Raw genomic sequence first — 22,293 nt, 5'->3', positions numbered from 1 at the left:
CGTTCGATCAGCCGCGCGCGATGACCGCTGCGTCAGCTTCGACCTTCTCGGCCGCCTTCTCGCGGATCAGCTTTTCCAGCTCGTCCACCAGATTGTCATTCGTCAGTTTCTGCGACGGTTTGCCGTCGATGTAAATCAGGTTCGGCGTACCGCCGGTCAAGCCGATATGGGCTTCCTTGGCTTCGCCTGGGCCGTTGACCACGCAACCGATCACCGCGACATCCAGCGGCACCAGCAGGTCTTCAAGGCGCCCTTCCAGCTCGTTCATGGTCTTGACCACATCGAAGTTCTGCCGCGAGCAGCTTGGGCAGGCGATGAAGTTGATGCCACGGGAACGCAGATGCAAAGACTTGAGAATGTCGTAACCGACCTTCACTTCCTCGACCGGATCGGCCGCCAGCGAGATGCGGATGGTATCGCCAATCCCCTCGGCGAGCAGCATACCTAGGCCCACGGCAGATTTCACCGTACCGGAGCGCAATCCACCGGCTTCGGTGATGCCCAGGTGCAGCGGCTGGACGATTTCCTTGGCCAGCAGACGGTAGGCTTCGACGGCCATGAACACGTCGGAGGCTTTCACGCTGACCTTGAAGTCCTGGAAGTTCAGGCGTTCGAGGTGCTCGACGTGACGCAGTGCGGACTCGACCAGCGCGGCCGGGGTCGGTTCGCCGTATTTCTTCTGCAGATCCTTTTCCAGCGAACCGGCGTTGACGCCGATACGGATCGGAATCCCGCGGTCACGGGCGGCATCGACCACGGCGCGCACACGGTCTTCCCGACCGATGTTGCCCGGGTTGATACGCAGGCAGTCCACACCCAGTTCGGCCACACGCAGAGCGATCCGGTAGTCGAAGTGGATATCGGCAACCAGCGGCACCTTGACCAGTTGCTTGATCTTGCCGAACGCCTCGGCGGCGTCCATGTCCGGTACCGATACGCGAACGATGTCGACACCAGCGGCTTCCAGACGGTTGATCTGGGCCACGGTGGCCGCGACGTCGTTGGTGTCGCTGTTGGTCATGCTCTGCACCGCGATAGGTGCATCGCCGCCCACAGGCACGTTACCGACCCAGATCTTGCGCGATTCGCGACGTTTGATTGGAGATTCGCCGTGCATGACTTATTGACCCAACTTCAGGCGAGCAGTCTCGCCACTGGTGAACGGAGCGACATCGACCGGCTGGCCGTTGTAGCTGACCTGCGCCGCCCGGGCAACACCCAGACGCACGGCCAGCGGTGGCTTGCCGGCCACGGAAACGCTGTCGCCTTTGTGCTTGAGACCACTGAACAGAACCTTGCCGCGACCATCGGTGACCTGTGCCCAGCAATCGCCGGTGAACTGCAGTTGCACCTGGCCTTCGCCGGCAACCGGAGTGGCGACTTCCGCCGTTGGTGCCGGGGCGGCAGGAGCGACTGGCGCAGTAACGGTCGGTGCCGGAGTGGCAGGAACATTGGCAGCAGGTGCGGCCGGAGCGGCGACAACCGGGGCCGGGGTATGAGCCGGAGCAACCGGCGCCGCCGGGGCTGTCGGTGCAGTTGCCGGTGCCACTGGCTCGGCACCGGTCGATTCTGCAGCGGTTTCCGATTGAGGCAGTGCCAGCGCCGTCGCGCCCTCGGTCTGACCTTCGGCAACGGCCTGGTCTTCCGGCTCGTCGATCGGATGAATCTGCGTGGTACCGTCAGCGCCTTCGACCTCGACGTGCTCGGGAGCCAGCGTGGTCAGATCCTTGGTCCGCAGCGAGGTCTGATCCTGCCACCAGACAAAACCGCCGCCGATGACTGCAATCAGCAACAGCAGGCTGACGATCCGCAAAATGGTGTGGGAAACCCGGACCGGCTCTTCGATCCGGCCAAGGGCATGGACATTGCTGCCCTGGGAATCGGTGCCGGTGGACTGGTCGAACTGCTGGACCAGGACCGCTTGATCCATCCCGAGCAATTTGGCATAGGCGCGGATATAACCGCGAGCGAAGGTATGCCCCGGCAGCTTGTCGAAGGCGCCGGCTTCGAGGTTGGTCAGGGAGGTCACGGTAAGGTTGAGCTTGAGGGCCACTTCGGCCAGCGACCAGCCATTGCTTTCGCGGGCCTGGCGCAAGGTCTCACCGGGGTTAACGCGAGTCGCTGCTACAACTTCGGGATGCGCCGCTTTCATCATTGCTCCGACAGGTATTGCTGATATTCCGGCGTACCGGGATAGAGTCGTTTTAATTGCAGGCCTGCACTGGCGGCCTTGTCGCGATCTTCAAATACTTTTGCCAACCGAACGGCGAGCAACAGACTACGTGCATTCTGCTCGGACAGCTGGCTGAAACGGTCGTAATAGTCACGCGCCGGCACATAATGCCTGTCTTCGTAGGACAACTCAGCCATTTCCAGCAACGCCCGGGGTTGTTGCTGGTTCAAACGCAGGGCCTTTTCCAGCTGCTGCTGCGCCAGCTCACGCTGCCCCAGCTTCGATGCCGTCATGCCGAGGTTCTCGAACACGCGTGAACGCTCAGGATACAGGGTATCGGCGGCGGCCTGTTCAAAACGCTCGTAGGCTTCCTTGTAACGCTGCTCTTCGTAGAGAAAACTGCCGTAATTGTTAAGGATGCGGGCGTCGGCGGGACGGGATGACAACGCCTTGCGAAAGTGCTCGTCGGCGAGCTTCGGCTCCATCTCCGCCTGGAACACCAGCCCGAGGGCAGCGTTGGCATCAGGGTCCGAGCCGTCCAGCTCAAGGGCCTTCTTCAGGGGCACCTTGGCTCGCTCGGTCATTCCCTGCTGCAGATAACCCAGTCCCAGCTGCACGTAGGCAACCCGCGCCTCGTCGCGGCCTTTGCTGGTCTTCATCGGGTTGTAGTCACCCGACAGGACACAACCAGCACTCAGGCTGGCCAACAGCAACAGCAGCGCAAAGCGCAGGGACATAGAGATCCTCTCTTAGTTAGGGTTCGCGGCGTTCTGTGCCAGATCGCTGTCGGCGCTCAGTTCGCGCACGGCGATGTAACGTTCGCTGCGACGGGTGCGATCCATCACCTGCCCGACCAATTGACCGCAAGCCGCGTCGATGTCTTCACCACGGGTAGTGCGGACGGTGACGTTGAAACCTGCCTGGTGAAGCTGATCCTGGAACCGGCGGATGGCGTTGTTGCTCGGCCGCTCGTAGCCGGAATGCGGGAACGGGTTGAACGGAATCAGGTTGATCTTGCAGGGAATATCCTTGAGCAGCTCGATCATCTCCACGGCGTGCTCAAGTTTGTCGTTGACGTCCTTGAGCAAGGTGTACTCGATGGTCAGCACGCGCTTCTCGCCGAGGGCGGACATGTAGCGGACACACGAATCGAGGAGCATCTTAAGCGGATATTTCTTGTTGATCGGCACCAATTGGTTACGCAATGCGTCATTCGGTGCGTGCAAGGACAACGCCAGGGAGACATCGATGTGCTTGGCCAGCTCATCGATCATCGGCACCACACCCGACGTGGACAGGGTCACGCGGCGCTTGGAGATCCCGTAGCCCAGGTCATCCATCATCAGATGCATGGCGGCCACGACGTTGTCGAAGTTCAGCAGCGGTTCGCCCATGCCCATCATCACCACGTTGGTGATGGCGCGATCGATGGTAGCCGGAACACTGCCGAAGGATTTGTTGGCAATCCACACCTGGCCGATGACTTCGGCGGCGGTGAGGTTGCTGTTGAAGCCTTGCTTGCCGGTGGAGCAGAAACTGCAGTCCAGGGCACAGCCCGCCTGGGACGAAACGCAAAGAGTGCCGCGTTTGCCCTGGGGAATGTAAACGGTCTCGACACAGCTGCCGGACGCCACGCGCACCACCCACTTGCGGGTGCCGTCGCTGGAGATGTCCTCGCTGACCACTTCGGGACCGCGAACTTCAGCAACGGCCTTGAGCTTTTCGCGCAAGGCCTTGCTGACGTTCGTCATGGCGTCGAAATCATCCACGCCAAAGTGGTGAATCCATTTCATTACCTGACCGGCACGGAAACGCTTCTCCCCGATTGAGTCGAAGAACTTTTCCATTTCCGGCTGGGTGAGACCCAGCAGGTTTGTTTTAACAGTCGATGTAGTCATGGATTCACCTTCACTCTTTAAGCCAATGCTTAGCGAGTGGTTACTTCAGTAGCTGCGAAGAAGTACGAGATTTCGCGAGCAGCAGCGGCTTCGGAGTCCGAACCGTGAACGGCGTTGGCGTCGATCGACTCGGCGAAGTCGGCACGGATGGTGCCTGGAGCAGCTTCTTTAGGGTTTGTGGCGCCCATCAGCTCACGGTTGCGAGCGATGGCGTTTTCGCCTTCCAGAACCTGAACGACAACCGGACCGGAGATCATGAAAGCAACCAGGTCACCGAAGAAACCGCGCTCTTTGTGCTCAGCGTAGAAGCCTTCGGCTTCGGCTTTGGACAGTTGCTTCATTTTCGAAGCGACCACTTTCAGACCAGCCTTTTCGAAACGGGTAACGATTTCGCCGGCAGCGCCTTTTGCAACGGCGTCAGGCTTGATGATGGAGAAAGTACGTTGAACAGCCATGGTGTAACTCCAGAAACGGTAATTTGCGAAAAATTAAACCCGCGAATTATACGCGGGTTCTTGGGTATTGCCTAACCTGCAAGGACGATCAGTCAATTTCATCGTTCCAGAGCTCCTGAACCTTTTCCAACACCTTCTCGCCGACACGGCCAGAGTTGTTGTCGAAGTCGGGCAACTCCATGATCCATCGCTGCAGGTCGACGAAATTGACAGAAAACGGATCTACATCAGGTTTGGCTTCCGCCAGCTCTTCTGCAATACGTTGAACATCATTCCAACCGTAGCTCATGACAGTCTTACCAGTCAGTGCGGCGCTTCGGCCGCATGGTTAAGCGAATATTTCGGAATTTCGACGGTGAGGTCTTCCTCACCGACGAGAGCCTGACAGGCCAGACGCGATTGCGCTTCAAGACCCCAGGCACGATCGAGGAAATCTTCCTCCAGTTCGTCAGCTTCTTCCAGCGAGTCGAAACCCTCGCGAATAATGCAGTGACAGGTGGTGCAGGCGCAGACGCCACCGCAGGCACTTTCCATCTCGATATGGTGTTCGTGGGCCAGCTCGAGAATCGATGTGCCGGGCTCGGCCTCGACCACCATGCCTTCAGGGCAGAACTTCTCGTGGGGCAGAAAAATGACCTGCGGCATCAGATATCCTCGATTTCATTCAGGTTGCGCCCCGACAGAGCGGCTTTCACCGTCTGATCCATGCGGCGGGCAGCAAAGGCATCGGTCACTTGCGACAGACGCTTGGTCTGCTGCTCGATGGCATGGCCATCGGTACCTTTCATCAGTTCGGTCAGTTCCTGCACCTGCAGATCGATGACCATGCGCTCTTCGGCGTCGAGCAAACGCTCGCCATCCGCCTCCAGAGCCCCCTGCACCGCCTCGATCAGGCGCTGGGCATCGACTTGCTGCTCACGCAGAACGCGGGCGACCTTGTCGTCATTGGCATGCTGGAACGAGTCCTTGAGCATTCTGGCGATTTCGCCGTCGGTCAGGCCGTAGGACGGCTTGACCTGGATGCTGGCCTCGACGCCCGAACCCAGCTCACGGGCAGAGACGCTGAGCAGACCGTCGGCATCGACCTGGAAGGTCACACGAATTTTGGCTGCACCGGCGACCATCGCCGGAATACCACGCAACTCGAAACGCGCCAGAGAACGGCAGTCGCTGATCAGCTCGCGCTCGCCCTGCAACACGTGAATGGCAATGGCCGACTGGCCGTCTTTATAGGTGGTGAAGTCCTGGGCGCGAGCGACAGGGATGGTGGTATTGCGTGGAATCACCTTTTCCATCAGGCCGCCCATGGTTTCCAGCCCCAGGGACAGCGGAATCACGTCGAGCAGCAGCAGTTCGCCGCCATCGCGCTTGTTGCCGGCCAGTGTATCAGCCTGGATCGCAGCCCCGATGGCCACCACCTGATCCGGGTCGATTTCGGTCAACGGCTGACGACCGAAGACCTCGGCGACGGCTTCGCGAACACGTGGGACACGGGTCGAACCACCCACCATGACCACGGCGTGCACGTCTTCCGGCTCGACACCGGAATCACGAACGGCACGACGGCAGGCTTTCAGGCTGCGGGCCACCATCGGCTCGATCAGCGCATCGAAGGCTTCACGGGTCAGCTGCGCTTTCCAGCCGCCGTAAGCGACTTCAACGCTGTCCGCATTCGTCAGGGCCTCTTTGGCCGCGCAGGCGGTTTGCAGCAGATTGCGCTGTGCGCCCGGATCCAGATCGGCGGACAGGCCCGCACGCTCGATGATCCAGCCAGCGATCGCGTGGTCGAAATCGTCACCGCCCAGGGCACTGTCGCCACCGGTGGCCAGGACCTCGAAGACACCGCCAGTCAAGCGCAGAATCGAAATATCGAAAGTACCGCCGCCCAGGTCATAAATCGCGACCAGGCCTTCGGCATGCTGGTCCAGACCGTAGGCCACCGCCGCTGCAGTCGGCTCGTTGAGCAGACGCAGCACGTTCAGACCGGCAAGCTTTGCCGCATCTTTTGTAGCCTGGCGTTGCGCATCGTCGAAATACGCCGGGACGGTGATCACCGCGCCGACCAACTCGCCACCGAGGGTGGCCTCAGCACGCTGACGCAGCACTTTCAGGATATCGGCGGAGACTTCGACCGGACTTTTCGGACCCTGCACGGTGTCGATGAACGGCATGTGCGATTCACCGCCGACAAAGCGATACGGCAGTTGATCGCCCAGCTGCTTGACGTCGGACAGGCCACGGCCCATCAGGCGCTTGACCGACAGCACGGTATTCAGGGGATCGGAGGATGCAGCCAGTTTGGCCGACTCGCCGACTTCGACGCGATCGGCGTGATACCGCACGGCGGAAGGCAGGATGACTCGCCCTTCGGCATCGGCCAGCGGCTCGGAAAGACCACTGCGCAACGCAGCGACCAGCGAATTGGTGGTACCCAGGTCGATCCCCACAGCCAGACGACGCTGGTGCGGTTGAGGACTTTGGCCGGGTTCGGCGATCTGCAGTAGGGCCATCGTGATCAGGACTTATCTGTATATCAGGCGTGCGACCGGAGCGGCACTGGGTTAATCGTCGAGGCGCTCTTCTAACTGGCGCACTTCGTAGGTGAGCTTGTCGAGGAACTGCATGCGCCGCATCAGGCGCTCGGCCTGTTCGCGTTGCGCAGCATCATCCCAACAGGCTGCGAAGCTTTCGTTCAGCTGTTCCTGGGCGTTTTTCAGGCGACGCTTGAAGGCGGCGACACCCTCCAGATCGGCACTGTCCTGCAGATCTTCGAGTTCTTCGCGCCATTGCATCTGCTGCAACAGAAACTCGGGATCGTGGACCGTGACTTCCATCGGCACGTCATGCCCGCTGATGGTCAGCAGGTAACGCGCACGCCGGGCCGGGCTCTTGAGCGTCTGATAGGCATCGTTGAGCCGCGCGGACTGCTCGAGCGCCGAACGCTGCTCACGCTCGGAAGCGTCGGCGAAACGATCCGGATGAACACCGCGCGCCAGCTCGCGGTAGCGCGAGGCCAATTGCTCGAGATCCAGACGAAAACCTGGCTGCAACTCGAATAAAGCGAAATGACAAGGAATACCCACGACCGGCCTCAGACGTTGAAGCTTTCGCCGCAGCCACACTCACCGCGTACGTTGGGGTTGTTGAACTTGAAGCCTTCGTTCAACCCTTCCTTGACGAAATCGAGCTCGGTGCCGTCGAGATAGGCCAGGCTTTTCGGGTCGATGATCACTTTTTCACCGTGACTCTCGAACACCTGATCTTCCGCAACCACCTCGTCGACAAACTCCAGCACGTAGGCAAGGCCGGAACAGCCTGTGGTGCGAACACCCAGACGAATCCCTTCACCCTTGCCGCGCCCGTCCAGGGAGCGTCGCACGTGTCGAGCAGCCGCTTCTGTCATGCTGATAGCCATCGTTGACTCCTTACTCGTCGCCCAATGCTTAGATCAAGCCTTTCTTCTGCTTGTAGTCGCGAACGGCCGCCTTGATGGCGTCTTCAGCGAGTACCGAGCAGTGGATTTTCACCGGCGGCAGGGCCAGTTCTTCGGCCAGCTGGGTGTTCTTGATGGTTTCAGCTTCGTCCAGGGTCTTGCCCTTCATCCACTCGGTGGCGAGGGAGCTGGAAGCGATAGCCGAACCGCAGCCGTAGGTCTTGAACTTGGCGTCTTCGATAACGCCCTGGTCGTTGACCTTGATCTGCAGGCGCATCACGTCGCCGCACGCCGGGGCGCCGACCATGCCGGTGCCAACATCCGGGTCTTCGGCATTCATCTTGCCGACGTTACGCGGGTTTTCGTAGTGGTCGATGACCTTTTCGCTGTAAGCCATGATTCTCAATCCTCACTCATCAGGGCCGCTCTTGAGGCCCTGCAGCAGCGCTGCGCAAATCGCCGCGTCGCTACAGGTTCCGTATCCGGCGGCTTCTATGTTTAGTGTGCCGCCCACTCGATCTTCGAGATATCGACGCCGTCTTTGTACATGTCCCACAGCGGCGACAGTGCGCGCAGCTTGGTAACGGCCTCGCAGACTTTCTGCGCGGCGTAATCGATTTCTTCTTCGGTGGTGAAGCGGCCGAAGGTGAAGCGGATCGAGCTGTGCGCCAGTTCGTCGTTGCGACCCAGGGCACGCAGTACGTACGAAGGCTCCAGAGAGGCGGAGGTGCAGGCCGAACCGGACGAAACCGCCAGATCCTTGAGCGCCATGATCAGCGACTCGCCTTCAACGTAGTTGAAGCTCAGGTTCAGGTTGTGCGGAACGCGGGCGGTCAGGCTGCCGTTGACGTACAGCTCTTCCAGGTGCTCGACCTGCTTGTAGAAGCGATCGCTCAACGCCTTGATGCGAACGCTTTCGGCAGCCATGTCTTCCTTGGCCACACGGAATGCCTCACCCATACCGACGATCTGGTGGGTCGCCAGGGTGCCGGAACGCATGCCGCGCTCGTGACCACCGCCGTGCATGGTCGCTTCGATGCGAACACGCGGCTTGCGGCTGACGTACAGCGCGCCGATGCCTTTCGGACCGTAGGTCTTGTGGGCAGAGAACGACATCATGTCGACTTTCAGTTTCTGCAGGTCGATTTCGACCTTGCCGGTGGACTGAGCGGCGTCGACGTGGAACAGAATGCCCTTGGAACGGGTCAGTTCGCCGATGGCGGCGATGTCGTTGACCGTGCCGATTTCGTTGTTCACGTGCATCACCGACACCAGGATGGTGTCTTCGCGCAGCGCCGCTTCGATCATGGCCGGGGTGATCAGACCGTCTTCGGTCGGCTCGAGGTAGGTGACTTCGAAACCTTCACGCTCCAGTTGGCGCATGGTGTCCAGGACAGCCTTGTGCTCGATCTTGGAGGTGATCAGGTGCTTGCCCTTGGAGGCGTAGAAATGTGCCGCACCCTTGATTGCCAGGTTGTCGGACTCGGTGGCACCGGAGGTCCAGACGATTTCGCGCGGATCGGCGTTGACCAGATCGGCCACCTGACGACGGGCGTTTTCGACGGACTCTTCGGCTTTCCAGCCGAACACGTGGGAACGGGACGCCGGGTTACCGAAGTTCCCGTCGACCAGCAGGCATTCACTCATTTTTTGCGCAACGCGCGGATCGACCGGGGTGGTCGCAGAGTAATCAAGGTAAATCGGCAATTTCATGGACTATCTCCTAAATCAGGCTGGCTGGCGTGCCGCTGGCTCTCTGGCTGTCATTCGACGGCGGACGCTTCAATCTTGTCCAGGCGCGGCGCCTTGCCATTGCAACGACGCTGATCCTGACGCTGGGCCACTTCCTGCACCTCACGGCGAGTTACGAGGTCGGCCAAGCTGATACCGCTGAGAAATTCGTGAATCTGCAGGCTCAGGTCGCACCACAGGTGATGGGTCAGGCAGGTGTCGCCGGAATGGCAGTCACCCTGGCCCTGGCATTTGGTGGCATCGACCGATTCGTTCACCGCATCGATCACCTGGGCGACCTGTATGCCCTGCATGTCGCGGGACAACTGGTAGCCACCACCCGGACCGCGCACACTGGAAACCAGGTTGCTGCGGCGCAGCTTGGCGAAAAGCTGTTCGAGATAGGACAGGGAGATGCCTTGGCGCTCGGAGATATCGGCCAGGGACACCGGCCCGTGCTGCGCGTGCAACGCCAGGTCAAGCATGGCGGTCACGGCGTATCGGCCTTTTGTAGTCAGTCGCATGGACAATTACCACGGAGTTCGGAATGGGCGGGAGTATGCAATTCCCGAGCATTTAAGTCAACTATAAGACCTAGTGCTTTAGTCGGGTTTACCCGCAAAAGAGCGCGCGAATGATAGCAGGGTCTGCGGCTTAATGGCACACCGGTCGGCAACAGCCCTGCAAGCGCTTCAATGAGTCGTGGATTCGTCCTTGCCTTTTACACAGGCGAAGTCCTCTTCGCGCAGTTCGGGCAGATCCTTCGCGCAATAATTGCTGCCCAGATCCTTCAATGCCCCGCACATTCCTTCCAGACGGCCATCCACCGCCTGCAAATGATCGAGCAGTTGACCGATGGCGCGCGCCACCGGGTCCGGCATATCTCCGCTCACACCATAGGCATCGAAACCGATCTTCTCGGCCATGGCCTTGCGCTTGGCATCAGTCTCATCATCGGATTTGGCGATGATTCGTCCGGGAATGCCCACCACCGTGGCACCCGGCGGCACTTCCTTGGTCACCACAGCGTTGGAGCCGACCTTGGCACCGGCACCGACCGTGAACGGTCCGAGCACCTTCGCGCCCGCACCCACGACCACGCCATCCCCCAGGGTCGGGTGACGCTTGCCTTTGTTCCAACTGGTGCCACCAAGGGTCACACCCTGATAAATCGTCACGTCATCGCCGATTTCAGCGGTCTCGCCGATCACGATGCCCATGCCATGGTCGATGAAGAAACGTCGACCCACTTTCGCACCCGGATGAATCTCGATCCCGGTCAGCCAGCGACCGAAGTTCGATACCAGCCGTGCCAGCCATTTCAGATCGTTGCGCCAGAGCATGCCGGCCAATCGATGAATCCAGATCGCATGCATGCCGGGGTAGCAGGTCAGGACTTCAAAAGCGTTACGCGCCGCCGGGTCTCGGTGGAATACGCTCTGGATATCTTCACGCAAACGCTCGAACATCTTTAATCCTTCCGCTTAAGGAGCTCGCCACGGGCCGCTTTCTGGGTTTCCGTGAGGATGCCACGCAAAATATTCATTTCCGCCCGACTGACCGAGCTGCGTCCGTACAACCGACGCAGGCGCGCCATCAAGTGCCGTGGTTTTTCCGGATCGAGGAATTCAATGGCCACCAGGGTCTGTTCCAGGTGTTCATAGAATCGCTCCAGCTCATCCATGGTCGCCAGCTCGGCGCTTTTCACGGAGGCCACTTCCTCTTTCTCGATCCGGGTCGGCTGCCCTTGCGCGGCCAGCCAGGCCATGCGCACCTCATAACTCAGCACCTGCACCGCCGCCCCGAGATTCAGCGAACTGAATTGAGGATCGGAGGGGATGTGCACGTGAAAATGACATCGCTGCAGCTCGTCGTTGGTCAGGCCGGAGTCTTCACGCCCGAATACCAGTGCAATTTCTGCACCCTGCCCGGCCTCCTCGACCACCTTGACTCCGCATTCGCGCGGATCCAGCAGCGGCCAGGGAATACGCCGGTCGCGAGCGCTGGTGCCAAGCACCAGATTGCAGCCGACCAGGGCATCCTCCAAAGTGGCGACGACTTGTGCGTTTTCAAGGATGTCACCGGCACCCGAAGCACGAGCGTCGGCTTCGTGATGCGGAAAGGCTCGCGGATCGACCAGCACCAGTCGCGACAAACCCATGTTTTTCATGGCACGCGCGGTCCCGCCGATGTTTCCCGGGTGGCTGGTATTGACCAGGACGACACGAATGTTTTGCAGCACGTCAGGCGCTCTCGGACTTGGCAAAGGGGTGCAAATCTTACAGAACAGCCTACCGTTAAGCTATGAAAGCGAACAGCGACCTTCACCTGAAGAAAAGTTCTGATAGAATGCGCGGCTTTCTTTAACAACCTTAGGTGACACATCCATGCAGCCAATGCTGAATATCGCGCTGCGCGCCGCCCGCAGCGCCAGTGAACTGATCTTCCGCTCCATCGAGCGCCTGGATACCATCAAGGTCGACGAAAAAGACGCCAAGGATTACGTATCCGAGGTGGATCGCGCCGCCGAACAGAAAATCATCGACGCCCTGCGCAAGGCTTACCCGAATCATTCGATCATGGGTGAAGAAACCGGCGTGCACGCCGGCAGCGGTATCGAAGGCGACGAATACCTGTGGATCATCGATCCACTGGACGGCACCACCAACTTCCTGCGCGGCATTCCTCACTTCGCTGTCAGCATTGCCTGCAAATACCGTGGTCGCCTTGAACACGCCGTCGTTCTGGATCCGGTTCGTCAGGAAGAGTTCACCGCCAGCCGTGGTCGCGGCGCTCAACTGAACGGTCGTCGCCTGCGCGTCAGCGGTCGCACCAGCCTGGACGGCGCCCTGCTGGGTACCGGTTTCCCGTTCCGTGACGACCAGATGGACAACCTCGACAACTACCTGGGCATGTTCCGCGCCCTGGTTGGCCAGACTGCCGGCATCCGCCGCGCCGGTTCGGCGAGCCTGGACCTGGCCTATGTGGCCGCCGGTCGTTTCGATGCGTTCTGGGAGTCGGGCCTGTCCGAGTGGGACATGGCCGCAGGCGCCCTGCTGATTCAGGAAGCCGGCGGTCTGGTGAGCGACTTCACCGGCGGTCACGACTTCCTTGAAAAAGGCCACGTCGTAGCCGGCAACACCAAATGCTTCAAGGCAGTTCTGACGGCGATCCAGCCGCACCTGCCGGCTTCGCTGAAGCGCTAAGCGTTTCGCTGCCTCCATAAAAAACACCCTTCGGGGTGTTTTTTTATGGACATGAAAAAGCACCCCGAAGGGTGCTTCTTTGTATGCGTCACCAGTCAATCACTGACCCGGCTGATTCTGCGACAGGATCAGCCTGCCTTCCTTGTCGACCGGAATCTGGTTGCCCGGATCACGATCCATCCTCACCTTGCCTTCCTTGCCGTCCAGCGAATAGCGGACGTCATAGCCCACGACCTTGTCACTGATGTCATTCACCGTGTTGCAGCGAGTCTGGGTAGTGGTGTAGGTATCGCGATTCTGCATGCCTTCCTGCACCTTGTTGCCGGCATAACCACCACCGACCGCACCGGCCACCGTGGCAATCTTCTTGCCAGTGCCGCCGCCGATCTGGTTACCCAGCAAACCACCCGCCACGGCACCGATGGCGGTACCGAGAATCTGGTGTTGATCCTTGACCGGCGCCTGCCGGGTCACGGTAACATCCTTGCAAACTTCACGTGGCGTCTTGATCTGCGTCTTGACCGGTTCAACGGCCAGAACCTGAGCGTACTCCGGGCCGCTTTTCACCAGGCTGTAGGTGGCGACCGCACCACCGGCAGTCACACCGACAGCACCCAATACCGCACCAACCAGCATCGACTTGTTCACATGAACCTCCTGACCGTCACTTGCGGGACGCGCCCGCGCTTCTCCCAGCCTTGGAGCAATAAAAAAGGCGCGAGTTCAACTCGCGCCCTTTTTTGACCGACAACCGGGAAAACGAAGGCCGTCAAGGGCGGTCGTCGATTTCCTTCTCGGTATTGGCCGGCGGAATCAGGTCTTCCGAAGACAGGTTCAGCCAGATCAGCACCACGTTGGCGATGTAGATCGACGAATACGTACCCGCCAGAACACCGATGAACAGGGCGATGGAGAAGCCGAACAGGTTGTCGCCACCGAAGAACAGCAGCGCCGCGATCGCCAGCAAGGTGGAGATCGAAGTGGCCATGGTGCGCAGCAGGGTCTGCGTGGTCGAGATGTTGATGTTCTCGATCAGCGAAGCCTTGCGCAGTACGCGAAAGTTCTCACGCACCCGGTCGAACACGACGATGGTGTCGTTCAGCGAGTAACCGATTATCGCCAGCACCGCCGCCAGCACCGTCAGGTCGAAGGTGATCTGGAAGAACGACAGGATGCCCACGGTCACGATCACGTCGTGAACCAGCGAAACGATGGCGCCGACCGCGAATTTCCACTGAAAGCGGAAAGCCAGGTAGATCAGGATGCCGCCGAGCGCCAGCAGCATGCCGAGGCCGCCCTGGTCGCGCAGTTCTTCACCGACCTGCGGGCCGACGAACTCGACTCGCTTGACCGTCGCCGGGTTTTCGCCGCCAACCTTTTGCAGCGCATCCGCCACCTGATGACCCAACTGCGGGTCTTCACCGGGCATGCGCACCAGCAGGTCGGTGGTCGCACCGAAGTTCTGCACGATGGCTTCGTGATAACCGGCGGTAACCAGTTGCTCACGCACCTTGGTGACATCGGCCGGACGCTCGTAGGTCAGCTCGATGAGCGTACCGCCGGTGAAGTCCAGGCCCCAGTTCATGCCCTTGTGGAACACGCTGAACAGAGCCAGCACGGTAAGGAACAATGTGACGCCGAACGCGAAGTTGCGAACGCCCATGAAGTTGATTGTACGTAACATGGCAGCCCCTTAAATCCACAACTTCTTGAAGTCACGACCGCCGAAGATCAGGTTGACCATCGCGCGGGTCACCATGATGGCCGTGAACATCGAGGTAAAGATCCCGAGGGACATGGTCACTGCAAAGCCCTTCACCGGGCCGGTGCCCATGGCGAAGAGGATGCCGCCGACCAGCAGGGTGGTCAGGTTGGCGTCGAGAATCGCGGTGAATGCCCGGCCGAAGCCTTCGTTGATTGCACGCTGTACGGTCATGCCGGCGGCGATCTCTTCACGGATCCGCGAGAAGATCAGCACGTTGGCGTCGACCGCCATGCCCATGGTCAGCACGATACCGGCGATACCCGGCAGGGTCAGGGTTGCCCCCAGCAGCGACATCAGCGCCAGCAGCAGCACCATGTTCACCGCCAGTGCGACAGTGGCGATCAGACCGAAGAAGCGGTAGATGGCGATGATGAACAGCGAGACGAACAGCATGCCCCACAGCGATGCATCGATACCCTTGGTGATGTTGTCCGCACCCAGGCTCGGGCCGATGGTGCGTTCTTCAGCGAAGTACATCGGAGCCGCCAGACCACCGGCACGCAGCAGCAGCGCCAGCTCGGAGGACTCGCCCTGGCCGTTCAGGCCGGTGATGCGGAACTGCGCACCCAACGGCGACTGAATGGTCGCCAGACTGATGATCTTCTTCTCTTCCTTGAAGCTCTGCACCGGTACGTCTTTCTCGACGCCGTCGACCATCTGTTTGACGTAGGTGGTCACCGGACGCTGCTCGATGAAGATCACCGCCATGCTGCGACCGACGTTGCTGCGGGTCGCGCGGCTCATCAGCTCGCCACCGTGACCATCCAGACGGATGTTCACTTCAGGGGTGCCGTGCTCGCCGAAACCGGCCTTGGCGTCGGTCACCTGGTCACCGGTGATGATCAGGCTACGCTCGATCTGCGCCGGAGGACGCTTGCCTTCACGGAACTCGAAAGTCTCGGAGGTTGCTTTCGAAGCACCCGGTTCGGCAGCCAGACGGAACTCGAGGTTGGCGGTCTTGCCCAGGATACGCTTGGCTTCGGCAGTGTCCTGCACGCCCGGCAGCTCAACCACGATACGGTTGGCGCCCTGACGCTGGACGAGAGGCTCGGCAACACCCAGTTCGTTGACACGGTTACGCACCGTGGTCAGGTTCTGCTTGATGGAGTATTCACGGATTTCCGCCAGCTTGGCCGGGGTCATCGCCAGACGCAGCACCGGTTGATCGTTGAGATCGGCCGGAACAATGTCGAAATCGTTGAAGTTCTTGCGAATCAGCGCACGGGCCTGCTCGCGGGAGTCAGCATCGCTGAAACCCAGCTGAATGGCGCCGTTGAGCTGCGGCAGGCTGCGGTAACGCACCTTCTCTTTGCGCAGCAGGCTCTTGACGTCGCCTTCATAGACTTTCAGGCGTGCATCGAGGGCTTTTTCCATGTCCACTTCCAGCAGGAAGTGCACGCCACCGGACAGGTCCAGACCCAGCTTCATCGGGTGCGCGGCCAGATTGCGCAGCCATTGCGGAGTGGTCTGTGCCAGGTTCAGCGCGACGACGTAGTCATCACCCAATGCCTTGCGCACAACGTCTTTGGCCGGCAACTGGTCTTCTGCCTTGGTCAGACGGATCAGACCGCCCTTGCCGTTCGCTGCCAGATTCGAAGCCTTGACGTTGATCCCGGACTCCCTGAGCGCGGTGCTCGCGCGGTCCAGGTCGGCCTGATTGACCTGCAGGGCCGTGCTGGCGCCGCTGATCTGAATGGCCGGGTCATCGGGGTACAGATTGGGAGCGGAATAAATCAGACCGATCGCCAGCACCGCCAGGATCAGAATGTATTTCCACAGAGGATATTTGTTCAGCATCACGCCGCCCGTTATGAACGCGGGGCGCCTTGCGCGCCCCGTCGATTGAGTAGAAGTTGGAACCTTAGATCGCTTTCAGCGTGCCTTTTGGCAGCGTGGCGGCGATGGCGCCCTTCTGGAACTTCATTTCCACGGTGTCGGAAACTTCCAGAACCACGAAGTCATCGGCCACTTTGGTGATCTTGCCGGCGATGCCGCCGGTGGTGACCACTTCGTCACCCTTCTGCAGGCTGTTCAGCAGGTTCTTCTGCTCTTTGGCGCGCTTGGCCTGTGGACGCCAGATCATCAGGTAGAAGATGACCAGGAAGCCGACCAGGAAAATCCACTCGAAGCCGCCGCCCATAGGCGCTGCAGCCGGTGCGGCCGCGTCAGCCATGGCGTTAGAGATAAAAAAGCTCATTTAGCACTCCAGTTGCAAATGTTGAATCTTGGGGTCAGAAAACTCAGTCCAAAGGCGGAACGGGGAGCCCGCGTTTGGCGTAGAAGGCATCGACAAAGGCGGCCAATGTACCCTGTTGAATAGCCTCGCGCAAACCAGCCATCAGCACCTGATAATGGCGCAAGTTATGGATGGTATTGAGCATGCTTCCCAGCATTTCGCCGCACTTGTCCAGGTGATGCAGATAAGCGCGGGAGAAGTTCTGGCAGGTATAGCAATCACAGGTCGGATCCAGCGGCGAATCATCATGGCGATGGAACGCGTTACGGATCTTCAGCACGCCTGTATCAATGAACAGATGCCCGTTGCGGGCATTACGGGTTGGCATCACGCAATCGAACATGTCCACACCGCGGCGCACACCCTCAACCAGATCTTCCGGTTTGCCAACGCCCATAAGGTAACGAGGTTTGTCAGCCGGCATCATGCCCGGCAGGTAATCCAGCACCTTGATCATTTCATGCTTCGGCTCGCCCACCGACAGACCGCCGATGGCCAGGCCATCGAAGCCGATCTTCTCCAGGCCTTCCAGCGAGCGCATGCGCAGATTCTGATGCATGCCGCCCTGAACGATGCCGAACAGCGCCGCCGTATTGTCGCCATGGGCATTCTTCGAACGTTGCGCCCAGCGCAGCGACAGCTCCATGGACACACGGGCGACGTCTTCATCAGCCGGATACGGGGTGCATTCATCGAAAATCATCACGATGTCCGAGCCCAGATCGCGCTGGACCTGCATCGACTCTTCCGGCCCCATGAACACTTTCGAGCCGTCGACCGGAGAAGCGAAAGTCACGCCCTCTTCCTTGATCTTGCGCATGGCGCCCAGGCTGAACACCTGGAAACCGCCGGAGTCGGTCAGGATCGGGCCTTTCCACTGCATGAAATCGTGCAGGTCGCCGTGCTCCTTGATCACTTCGGTGCCAGGTCGCAGCCACAGATGAAAGGTGTTGCCCAGAATGATTTGCGCGCCGATCGCCTCGATATCCCGCGGCAGCATGCCCTTGACCGTGCCGTAGGTGCCCACCGGCATGAAGGCCGGCGTCTCGACGGTGCCACGGGGAAAGGTCAGGCGACCACGACGAGCCTTGCCATCGGTGGCAAGCAGCTCAAACGACATACGGCATTGGCGACTCATAGTGTTTCCTCAGGGCCACGCGGTGCGGGATTACGGGTAATGAACATCGCATCACCGTAGCTGAAAAAGCGGTATCCGTTGTCCACGGCGGCTTTATAGGCGGCCATGGTTTCCGGATAACCGGCGAATGCCGAAACCAGCATCAGCAGCGTGGATTCAGGCAAATGGAAGTTGGTCACCAGGGCATCGACCACATGGAACGGCCGCCCCGGGTAGATAAAGATATCGGTGTCGCCACTGAACGGCTTGAGCACGCCATCGCGGGCGGCGCTTTCCAGCGAACGCACGCTGGTGGTGCCCACGGCAATCACCCGGCCACCCCGGGCGCGGCAGGCCGCAACGGCATCGACCACATCCTGGCCGACTTCGAGCCATTCGGTGTGCATGTGATGGTCTTCGATTTTCTCGACGCGCACTGGCTGGAAGGTACCGGCGCCAACGTGCAGCGTCACGAATGCGGTCTCGACGCCCTTGGCGGCGATCGCTTCCATCAGCGTCTGGTCGAAGTGCAGCCCGGCGGTCGGTGCAGCCACCGCACCCAGCTTCTCGGCATACACGGTCTGATAACGCTCGCGGTCCGAACCTTCGTCCGGGCGATCGATATAGGGAGGCAACGGCATGTGCCCGACCCGGTCGAGCAACGGCAACACTTCCTCGGCGAAGCCCAGCTCGAACAGCGCATCGTGACGCGCCAGCATTTCGGCTTCGCCACCACCGTCAATGAGGATCTTCGAACCCGGTTTCGGCGACTTGCTGGAGCGCACATGGGCCAGCACGCGGTGCGTATCGAGCACGCGCTCGATGAGGATTTCCAGCTTGCCGCCGGAGGCTTTCTGCCCGAACAGCCGCGCCGGAATCACCCGGGTATTGTTGAACACCATCAGATCGCCCGGGCGCAAATGCTCCAGCAGATCAGTGAATTGACGGTGTGCCAGGGCGCCGCTGACCCCGTCCAGTGTCAACAGGCGACTACCGCGACGCTCGGCCAGAGGATGGCGGGCGATCAGCGAATCAGGAAGCTCGAAGGTAAAGTCAGCAACGCGCATGATGGGGTTCGTCTAGCAGGGCCGGAAAGTCTAGCGGAAATATCGAAAATTGACCATGAAACGTGATTGACCAACGGTAGGCACCTCTCTATACTTCGCCGCCATTGAGCCCTGATGGCGGAATTGGTAGACGCGGCGGATTCAAAATCCGTTTTCGAAAGGAGTGGGAGTTCGAGTCTCCCTCGGGGCACCAAAATTAGAAAAGGTCTTGCTTTGCAAGGCCTTTTTTTTCGCCTGCCGGAAAGTGCCGCTGGCCCTCCGGCGAGATCTCGCACAGGTTCACCCCATGGAAACGTCACTGGAAACAGTCGCCCTTTTCTCCCTGAAACTCGCCTACGAGGAAGAAGGCCTGAGCCCGATTTTGCGGGATGATCTGGTCATGGGTGATTACGAGAGGGACGTTTTCGAACTGCTGGTGCGCCGGGGTGACATCGAGACTATCCAGTTCAAGATGAATGAATGCCTGAGCCTGGCAATGGACGCTCTTGGCGGTGTGGACAAACCGATGGGGCGAGAACTGAAGCGATTGTCGACCGAGTTCAGCCAGGCACAAACGCTGGAGCAGCTCGATGCCCCGTTGCTCGCCTTGAAGCGCTATTTGAAAGACGTCCTGTAAACAACGGCCAGATCGGCGCGCTCTGGAAGTGGCGCGCCGCTGCTATTTTGATATCTTGCCGCCCATCTTCAGCGCCCATCGTCGGGGCGACGCTGATTTCCGGTTTTTGCAGGTTTAAGGAAAGGATCGAATGGAGTTTCTGCGTTTTCTGGCATTTGTCGCGGCCTGGGGTTTCATGTGGCGCTGGGTGGTGAAGAACCGCGGCAGCTGGAATCTGTTTTACGGCAACCTGGTCGGTGCGGCGGGCGGCTTTATTGTCGCGATGGTGGTGTTGTCGATCACGCTTTCACTGTTTCCGTCCGCGCATGATTACGAAGCCACGCAGACTGAAAACGTCGTGGCGCAGGACGCAGAGCCAACCTCCCTGCTGCCGGAAGCCGAGTCGACCGCAAGCCAGGCTGCTCTGAAAGCCGCGCCGGTATTTGCCGCTATCGAGCCGGACAACAAACCCTCACCGCCGGACTCAGCCTTGCTGCCGAACTACGCCAGTCGGGCGCCGAAGACCCTGTCGGTGCAAACCGTGCTGGACCAGAGTGACGACCAGGGGCGCAAAGCCCTGACAGCCCTGAGCAAAAAACTGCGCAACGATGCGCAGGGTGACAAGTCGATGCTCGCGTATGTCATGTGCAGCCCGTTCGTGACCAGCACCTTGCGCTTCCCCGCGTCTGCCCGCTTTGCCGACAGCAAAAGCATCGCACCGCAACGCTTCAAGGATCAGGTCTACTCCTTCAGCAACAGCGTCACCGCGCGAAACATGAATGGCGACGACGTCACCTACCGTTTCGACTGCTCCGTACAGGAACAACCCAGCGTCGACGCAAAGCCAGCCGAATGGCGCCTGTTGGCGCTGAGACTGCAAAAGGCGGACTCTTAAGCCTCGCTTAAGGGTTGAAGGCACAGGCTGAGCTATCATCGCCAGCCTGTGCGCCTCGAGCTTTTCCCCTGATGCCTCCGACATTTGATGACTTGAATCCTTTGCCTGCTGTCCTGGCCGGGCCGCTGCTGCGACGTCTGGAACCGACGCGCATCGTGCTTTGGCTGGCAGGCAGTCGCGAGCTGTCGTTGACTTTGCACCTGCAAGGCATAGGAGACATTCCGCTGGATGCCGGGAAATGCACGGTCATTCCCGTGGGAAGTCGTGCATTCATTCACCTGATAGACGTCACGCTCGACAGCCCCCTGCCCTGCGACACGCAGGTCGATTACGACTTGCTGATCGATGGCCGGCATCCCGTCGCCGACTGGGCGCCGCATCTCTTGTACGGCAGCGCCACGTGCCCGAACCTTGTCGTGCGCTCACGGATCGATCAACTGCTCCACGGCTCCTGCCGCAAACCGCACCACCCTGCGGCTGACGGTTTGCTCTGTGTCGATCAACTGCTCGCGGCTGAAACCGCGCCACAACAACGCCCGGCCCTGCTGATGATGAGCGGTGATCAGATTTACGCCGATGACGTCGCCGGCCCGATGTTGCGGGCGATTCATGCCTTGATCGAGCGGCTCGGCCTGTTCGGTGAGCAACTCGAAGGCGCCGTGGTCAGCGACAGCGCCCGACTCTACGAACACCCGGCCAGTTATTACCACCGTGCAGATTTGTTACCGGCGCTCGAGAGCAACGAGACTTTGCGTGAGCGATTTTTCGGTGGCGCACGCAAGCCGATTTTCAGCAGCAGCAGCGCGGACAACCATCTGGTGACGTTCGCCGAAGTCATGGCCATGTACTTGTTGGTGTGGTCACCGACGCCATGGACATTGATCGACCCGCAAATGCCGGCGCTGAGACCCGAGCGTCGCAAGCGCTATGTCCTGGAACAGACCCGGATCGATACCTTCAAGGCAGGTCTGGGCAATGTCGCCCGGGCGTTGGCGCACTTGCCGAGCCTGATGATCTTCGATGATCACGACATCACCGATGACTGGAATCTTTCCGCGCAATGGGAGGAAACCGCCTATGGCCATCCGTTCTCCAGGCGCATCATCGGAAACGCGCTGATCGCCTATCTGTTGTGCCAGGGCTGGGGCAACAACCCGGATGTCTTCAAAGAACTGCTGGAGAAAACCCGGCGCCTGAGCGCCAGCAGTAATGATCGTTATCTCGACTCCCCGGTACAGGACGAACTGATCGATGATCTGCTGCGCTTTCAGCACTGGCATTTCGTGCTGCCGACCAGCCCGGCCCTGGTGGTAATCGACACCCGCACCCGACGCTGGCGCAGCGAGATGGCGCTCAAGCAACCTTCCGGTCTGCTGGACTGGGAAGCCCTTTGCGAACTGCAACAGGAACTGCTCGATCATCCGTCGGCGATCATCGTCTCGCCGGCACCGATTTTCGGCGTGAAGCTGATCGAAACCGTGCAGAAGGTCTTCAGCTGGTGCGGATATCCCCTGTTGGTGGACGCGGAAAACTGGATGGCCCATCGCGGCGCCGCTCAGGTGATCCTGAACATTTTCCGACACACCCGTACACCCGGTAGTTACGTGGTGCTGTCGGGGGACGTGCATTATTCCTTCGTTTACGAAGTGCTTATCCGACACCGCAAGGCCGGTCCGCATATCTGGCAGATCACCAGCAGCGGCATCAAAAACGAGTTCCCAC

25 protein-coding genes and 1 tRNA gene are annotated in these 22,293 nt (G+C 60.0%); 5 read left to right on the top strand and 21 right to left on the bottom strand.

Annotated elements, in window-relative coordinates; genetic code table 11:
- Positions 1 to 7: 7 nt before the first annotated feature.
- The 15 genes from ispG to trmJ form a co-directional block, all read right to left on the bottom strand.
- On the bottom strand, positions 8 to 1,117 hold the full coding sequence (gene ispG, locus BBF94_RS03645) for a flavodoxin-dependent (E)-4-hydroxy-3-methylbut-2-enyl-diphosphate synthase (protein WP_053152544.1): 1,110 nt from the start codon (positions 1,115 to 1,117) through the stop codon (positions 8 to 10).
- 3 nt (positions 1,118 to 1,120) lie between these two features.
- Complete coding sequence (locus BBF94_RS03640) at positions 1,121 to 2,152, bottom strand: RodZ domain-containing protein (protein ID WP_065257690.1); 1,032 nt, start codon at positions 2,150 to 2,152, stop codon at positions 1,121 to 1,123.
- A complete protein-coding gene (gene pilW, locus BBF94_RS03635; RefSeq protein WP_065257689.1) occupies positions 2,152 to 2,910 on the bottom strand; it encodes a type IV pilus biogenesis/stability protein PilW in 759 nt (252 codons plus the stop codon). The genes BBF94_RS03640 and pilW overlap by 1 nt, the downstream gene beginning before the upstream one ends.
- Positions 2,911 to 2,922: 12 nt before the next feature.
- A complete protein-coding gene (rlmN, locus tag BBF94_RS03630) occupies positions 2,923 to 4,071 on the bottom strand; it encodes a 23S rRNA (adenine(2503)-C(2))-methyltransferase RlmN (protein ID WP_065257688.1) in 1,149 nt (382 codons plus the stop codon).
- Positions 4,072 to 4,100: 29 nt separating this feature from the next.
- Positions 4,101 to 4,526 carry a nucleoside-diphosphate kinase gene (gene ndk / locus BBF94_RS03625; protein WP_065257687.1) on the bottom strand — a complete coding sequence of 142 codons (426 nt, stop codon included), beginning with the start codon at positions 4,524 to 4,526 and terminating at the stop codon, positions 4,101 to 4,103.
- 88 nt (positions 4,527 to 4,614) lie between these two features.
- Positions 4,615 to 4,815, bottom strand: coding sequence for a Fe-S cluster assembly protein IscX (gene iscX, locus BBF94_RS03620; protein ID WP_065257686.1), 201 nt, complete (start codon positions 4,813 to 4,815; stop codon positions 4,615 to 4,617).
- Between the two features lie 14 nt (positions 4,816 to 4,829).
- Positions 4,830 to 5,171, bottom strand: coding sequence for an ISC system 2Fe-2S type ferredoxin (gene fdx, locus BBF94_RS03615; RefSeq protein ID WP_065257685.1), 342 nt, complete (start codon positions 5,169 to 5,171; stop codon positions 4,830 to 4,832).
- The gene (hscA, locus tag BBF94_RS03610) at positions 5,171 to 7,036 is read right to left on the bottom strand and encodes a Fe-S protein assembly chaperone HscA (RefSeq protein WP_065257684.1); all 1,866 of its coding nucleotides are present in this window, start codon (positions 7,034 to 7,036) and stop codon (positions 5,171 to 5,173) included. Before hscA ends, fdx begins: the two co-directional genes overlap by 1 nt.
- A 51-nt stretch (positions 7,037 to 7,087) precedes the next feature.
- The gene (gene hscB, locus BBF94_RS03605) at positions 7,088 to 7,609 is read right to left on the bottom strand and encodes a co-chaperone HscB (RefSeq protein ID WP_065257683.1); all 522 of its coding nucleotides are present in this window, start codon (positions 7,607 to 7,609) and stop codon (positions 7,088 to 7,090) included.
- An 8-nt stretch (positions 7,610 to 7,617) separates the two neighbouring features.
- Positions 7,618 to 7,941: an iron-sulfur cluster assembly protein IscA gene (gene iscA, locus BBF94_RS03600; protein ID WP_017904917.1), complete on the bottom strand. Its 324-nt coding sequence runs from the start codon at positions 7,939 to 7,941 to the stop codon at positions 7,618 to 7,620.
- A gap of 28 nt (positions 7,942 to 7,969) precedes the next feature.
- A complete protein-coding gene (gene iscU / locus BBF94_RS03595; RefSeq protein ID WP_003227907.1) occupies positions 7,970 to 8,356 on the bottom strand; it encodes a Fe-S cluster assembly scaffold IscU in 387 nt (128 codons plus the stop codon).
- A gap of 101 nt (positions 8,357 to 8,457) precedes the next feature.
- The gene (locus BBF94_RS03590) at positions 8,458 to 9,672 is read right to left on the bottom strand and encodes an IscS subfamily cysteine desulfurase (protein ID WP_065257682.1); all 1,215 of its coding nucleotides are present in this window, start codon (positions 9,670 to 9,672) and stop codon (positions 8,458 to 8,460) included.
- Positions 9,673 to 9,722: 50 nt separating this feature from the next.
- Positions 9,723 to 10,214 (bottom strand): Fe-S cluster assembly transcriptional regulator IscR, encoded by a 492-nt coding sequence (gene iscR, locus BBF94_RS03585; protein WP_007956690.1) that lies wholly within the window; start codon positions 10,212 to 10,214, stop codon positions 9,723 to 9,725.
- 168 nt (positions 10,215 to 10,382) lie between these two features.
- A complete protein-coding gene (gene cysE, locus BBF94_RS03580) occupies positions 10,383 to 11,159 on the bottom strand; it encodes a serine O-acetyltransferase (protein ID WP_065257681.1) in 777 nt (258 codons plus the stop codon).
- A gap of 2 nt (positions 11,160 to 11,161) precedes the next feature.
- Entirely contained in the window at positions 11,162 to 11,932 is a 771-nt protein-coding gene (gene trmJ, locus BBF94_RS03575) for a tRNA (cytosine(32)/uridine(32)-2'-O)-methyltransferase TrmJ (protein ID WP_065257680.1), read from the bottom strand.
- A 145-nt stretch (positions 11,933 to 12,077) separates the two neighbouring features.
- On the opposite strand from trmJ, the gene suhB reads away from it, so the two are divergent.
- Complete coding sequence (suhB, locus tag BBF94_RS03570; protein ID WP_065257679.1) at positions 12,078 to 12,896, top strand: type III secretion system regulator SuhB; 819 nt, start codon at positions 12,078 to 12,080, stop codon at positions 12,894 to 12,896.
- A gap of 99 nt (positions 12,897 to 12,995) precedes the next feature.
- Here the strand turns inward: suhB and BBF94_RS03565 are convergent, their stop codons facing one another.
- The 6 genes from BBF94_RS03565 to queA form a co-directional block, all read right to left on the bottom strand.
- Positions 12,996 to 13,544, bottom strand: a complete 549-nt coding sequence (locus BBF94_RS03565) for a glycine zipper 2TM domain-containing protein (protein ID WP_065257678.1) — start codon at positions 13,542 to 13,544, stop codon at positions 12,996 to 12,998.
- A 121-nt stretch (positions 13,545 to 13,665) separates the two neighbouring features.
- Positions 13,666 to 14,580, bottom strand: a complete 915-nt coding sequence (gene secF, locus BBF94_RS03560; RefSeq protein WP_065257677.1) for a protein translocase subunit SecF — start codon at positions 14,578 to 14,580, stop codon at positions 13,666 to 13,668.
- 9 nt (positions 14,581 to 14,589) lie between these two features.
- Complete coding sequence (secD, locus tag BBF94_RS03555; protein ID WP_065257676.1) at positions 14,590 to 16,458, bottom strand: protein translocase subunit SecD; 1,869 nt, start codon at positions 16,456 to 16,458, stop codon at positions 14,590 to 14,592.
- A gap of 64 nt (positions 16,459 to 16,522) precedes the next feature.
- Entirely contained in the window at positions 16,523 to 16,858 is a 336-nt protein-coding gene (yajC, locus tag BBF94_RS03550; protein WP_065257675.1) for a preprotein translocase subunit YajC, read from the bottom strand.
- Between the two features lie 43 nt (positions 16,859 to 16,901).
- Complete coding sequence (gene tgt, locus BBF94_RS03545; RefSeq protein ID WP_176704406.1) at positions 16,902 to 18,017, bottom strand: tRNA guanosine(34) transglycosylase Tgt; 1,116 nt, start codon at positions 18,015 to 18,017, stop codon at positions 16,902 to 16,904.
- Positions 18,018 to 18,031: 14 nt separating this feature from the next.
- Positions 18,032 to 19,081, bottom strand: a complete 1,050-nt coding sequence (gene queA, locus BBF94_RS03540; protein WP_065257673.1) for a tRNA preQ1(34) S-adenosylmethionine ribosyltransferase-isomerase QueA — start codon at positions 19,079 to 19,081, stop codon at positions 18,032 to 18,034.
- A 108-nt stretch (positions 19,082 to 19,189) separates the two neighbouring features.
- Here queA and BBF94_RS03535 point away from each other — a divergent pair.
- From BBF94_RS03535 to BBF94_RS03520, 4 genes are all read left to right on the top strand, one after another.
- Positions 19,190 to 19,274 (top strand) — tRNA-Leu (locus BBF94_RS03535).
- 93 nt (positions 19,275 to 19,367) lie between these two features.
- Positions 19,368 to 19,697, top strand: coding sequence for a hypothetical protein (locus BBF94_RS03530; RefSeq protein WP_065257672.1), 330 nt, complete (start codon positions 19,368 to 19,370; stop codon positions 19,695 to 19,697).
- Between the two features lie 130 nt (positions 19,698 to 19,827).
- Positions 19,828 to 20,571, top strand: a complete 744-nt coding sequence (locus BBF94_RS03525; RefSeq protein ID WP_065257671.1) for a hypothetical protein — start codon at positions 19,828 to 19,830, stop codon at positions 20,569 to 20,571.
- Positions 20,572 to 20,642: 71 nt separating this feature from the next.
- A partial coding sequence (locus BBF94_RS03520) for an alkaline phosphatase D family protein (protein WP_065257670.1) occupies positions 20,643 to 22,293 on the top strand: 1,651 nt, incomplete at its 3' end.

The organism is Pseudomonas bananamidigenes (assembly GCF_001679645.1).
GTDB lineage: Bacteria > Pseudomonadota > Gammaproteobacteria > Pseudomonadales > Pseudomonadaceae > Aquipseudomonas > Aquipseudomonas bananamidigenes.
Note: the sequence above shows the minus strand (reverse complement) of the source record. Positions and strands in the feature narration are given on the sequence as shown.

What these genes read in the sequence shown, in the direction of transcription:
- ispG (WP_053152544.1), bottom strand. Translation starts at nt 1,117, where the DNA reads ATGCACGGCGAATCTCCAATCAAACGTCGCGAATCGCGCAAGATCTGG.
- BBF94_RS03640 (WP_065257690.1), bottom strand. Translation starts at nt 2,152, where the DNA reads ATGAAAGCGGCGCATCCCGAAGTTGTAGCAGCGACTCGCGTTAACCCC.
- pilW (WP_065257689.1), bottom strand. Translation starts at nt 2,910, where the DNA reads ATGTCCCTGCGCTTTGCGCTGCTGTTGCTGTTGGCCAGCCTGAGTGCT.
- rlmN (WP_065257688.1), bottom strand. Translation starts at nt 4,071, where the DNA reads ATGACTACATCGACTGTTAAAACAAACCTGCTGGGTCTCACCCAGCCG.
- ndk (WP_065257687.1), bottom strand. Translation starts at nt 4,526, where the DNA reads ATGGCTGTTCAACGTACTTTCTCCATCATCAAGCCTGACGCCGTTGCA.
- iscX (WP_065257686.1), bottom strand. Translation starts at nt 4,815, where the DNA reads ATGAGCTACGGTTGGAATGATGTTCAACGTATTGCAGAAGAGCTGGCG.
- fdx (WP_065257685.1), bottom strand. Translation starts at nt 5,171, where the DNA reads ATGCCGCAGGTCATTTTTCTGCCCCACGAGAAGTTCTGCCCTGAAGGC.
- hscA (WP_065257684.1), bottom strand. Translation starts at nt 7,036, where the DNA reads ATGGCCCTACTGCAGATCGCCGAACCCGGCCAAAGTCCTCAACCGCAC.
- iscA (WP_017904917.1), bottom strand. Translation starts at nt 7,941, where the DNA reads ATGGCTATCAGCATGACAGAAGCGGCTGCTCGACACGTGCGACGCTCC.
- iscU (WP_003227907.1), bottom strand. Translation starts at nt 8,356, where the DNA reads ATGGCTTACAGCGAAAAGGTCATCGACCACTACGAAAACCCGCGTAAC.
- BBF94_RS03590 (WP_065257682.1), bottom strand. Translation starts at nt 9,672, where the DNA reads ATGAAATTGCCGATTTACCTTGATTACTCTGCGACCACCCCGGTCGAT.
- iscR (WP_007956690.1), bottom strand. Translation starts at nt 10,214, where the DNA reads ATGCGACTGACTACAAAAGGCCGATACGCCGTGACCGCCATGCTTGAC.
- cysE (WP_065257681.1), bottom strand. Translation starts at nt 11,159, where the DNA reads ATGTTCGAGCGTTTGCGTGAAGATATCCAGAGCGTATTCCACCGAGAC.
- suhB (WP_065257679.1), top strand. Translation starts at nt 12,078, where the DNA reads ATGCAGCCAATGCTGAATATCGCGCTGCGCGCCGCCCGCAGCGCCAGT.
- secF (WP_065257677.1), bottom strand. Translation starts at nt 14,580, where the DNA reads ATGTTACGTACAATCAACTTCATGGGCGTTCGCAACTTCGCGTTCGGC.
- secD (WP_065257676.1), bottom strand. Translation starts at nt 16,458, where the DNA reads ATGCTGAACAAATATCCTCTGTGGAAATACATTCTGATCCTGGCGGTG.
- yajC (WP_065257675.1), bottom strand. Translation starts at nt 16,858, where the DNA reads ATGAGCTTTTTTATCTCTAACGCCATGGCTGACGCGGCCGCACCGGCT.
- tgt (WP_176704406.1), bottom strand. Translation starts at nt 18,017, where the DNA reads ATGTCGTTTGAGCTGCTTGCCACCGATGGCAAGGCTCGTCGTGGTCGC.
- queA (WP_065257673.1), bottom strand. Translation starts at nt 19,081, where the DNA reads ATGCGCGTTGCTGACTTTACCTTCGAGCTTCCTGATTCGCTGATCGCC.
- BBF94_RS03530 (WP_065257672.1), top strand. Translation starts at nt 19,368, where the DNA reads ATGGAAACGTCACTGGAAACAGTCGCCCTTTTCTCCCTGAAACTCGCC.
- BBF94_RS03525 (WP_065257671.1), top strand. Translation starts at nt 19,828, where the DNA reads ATGGAGTTTCTGCGTTTTCTGGCATTTGTCGCGGCCTGGGGTTTCATG.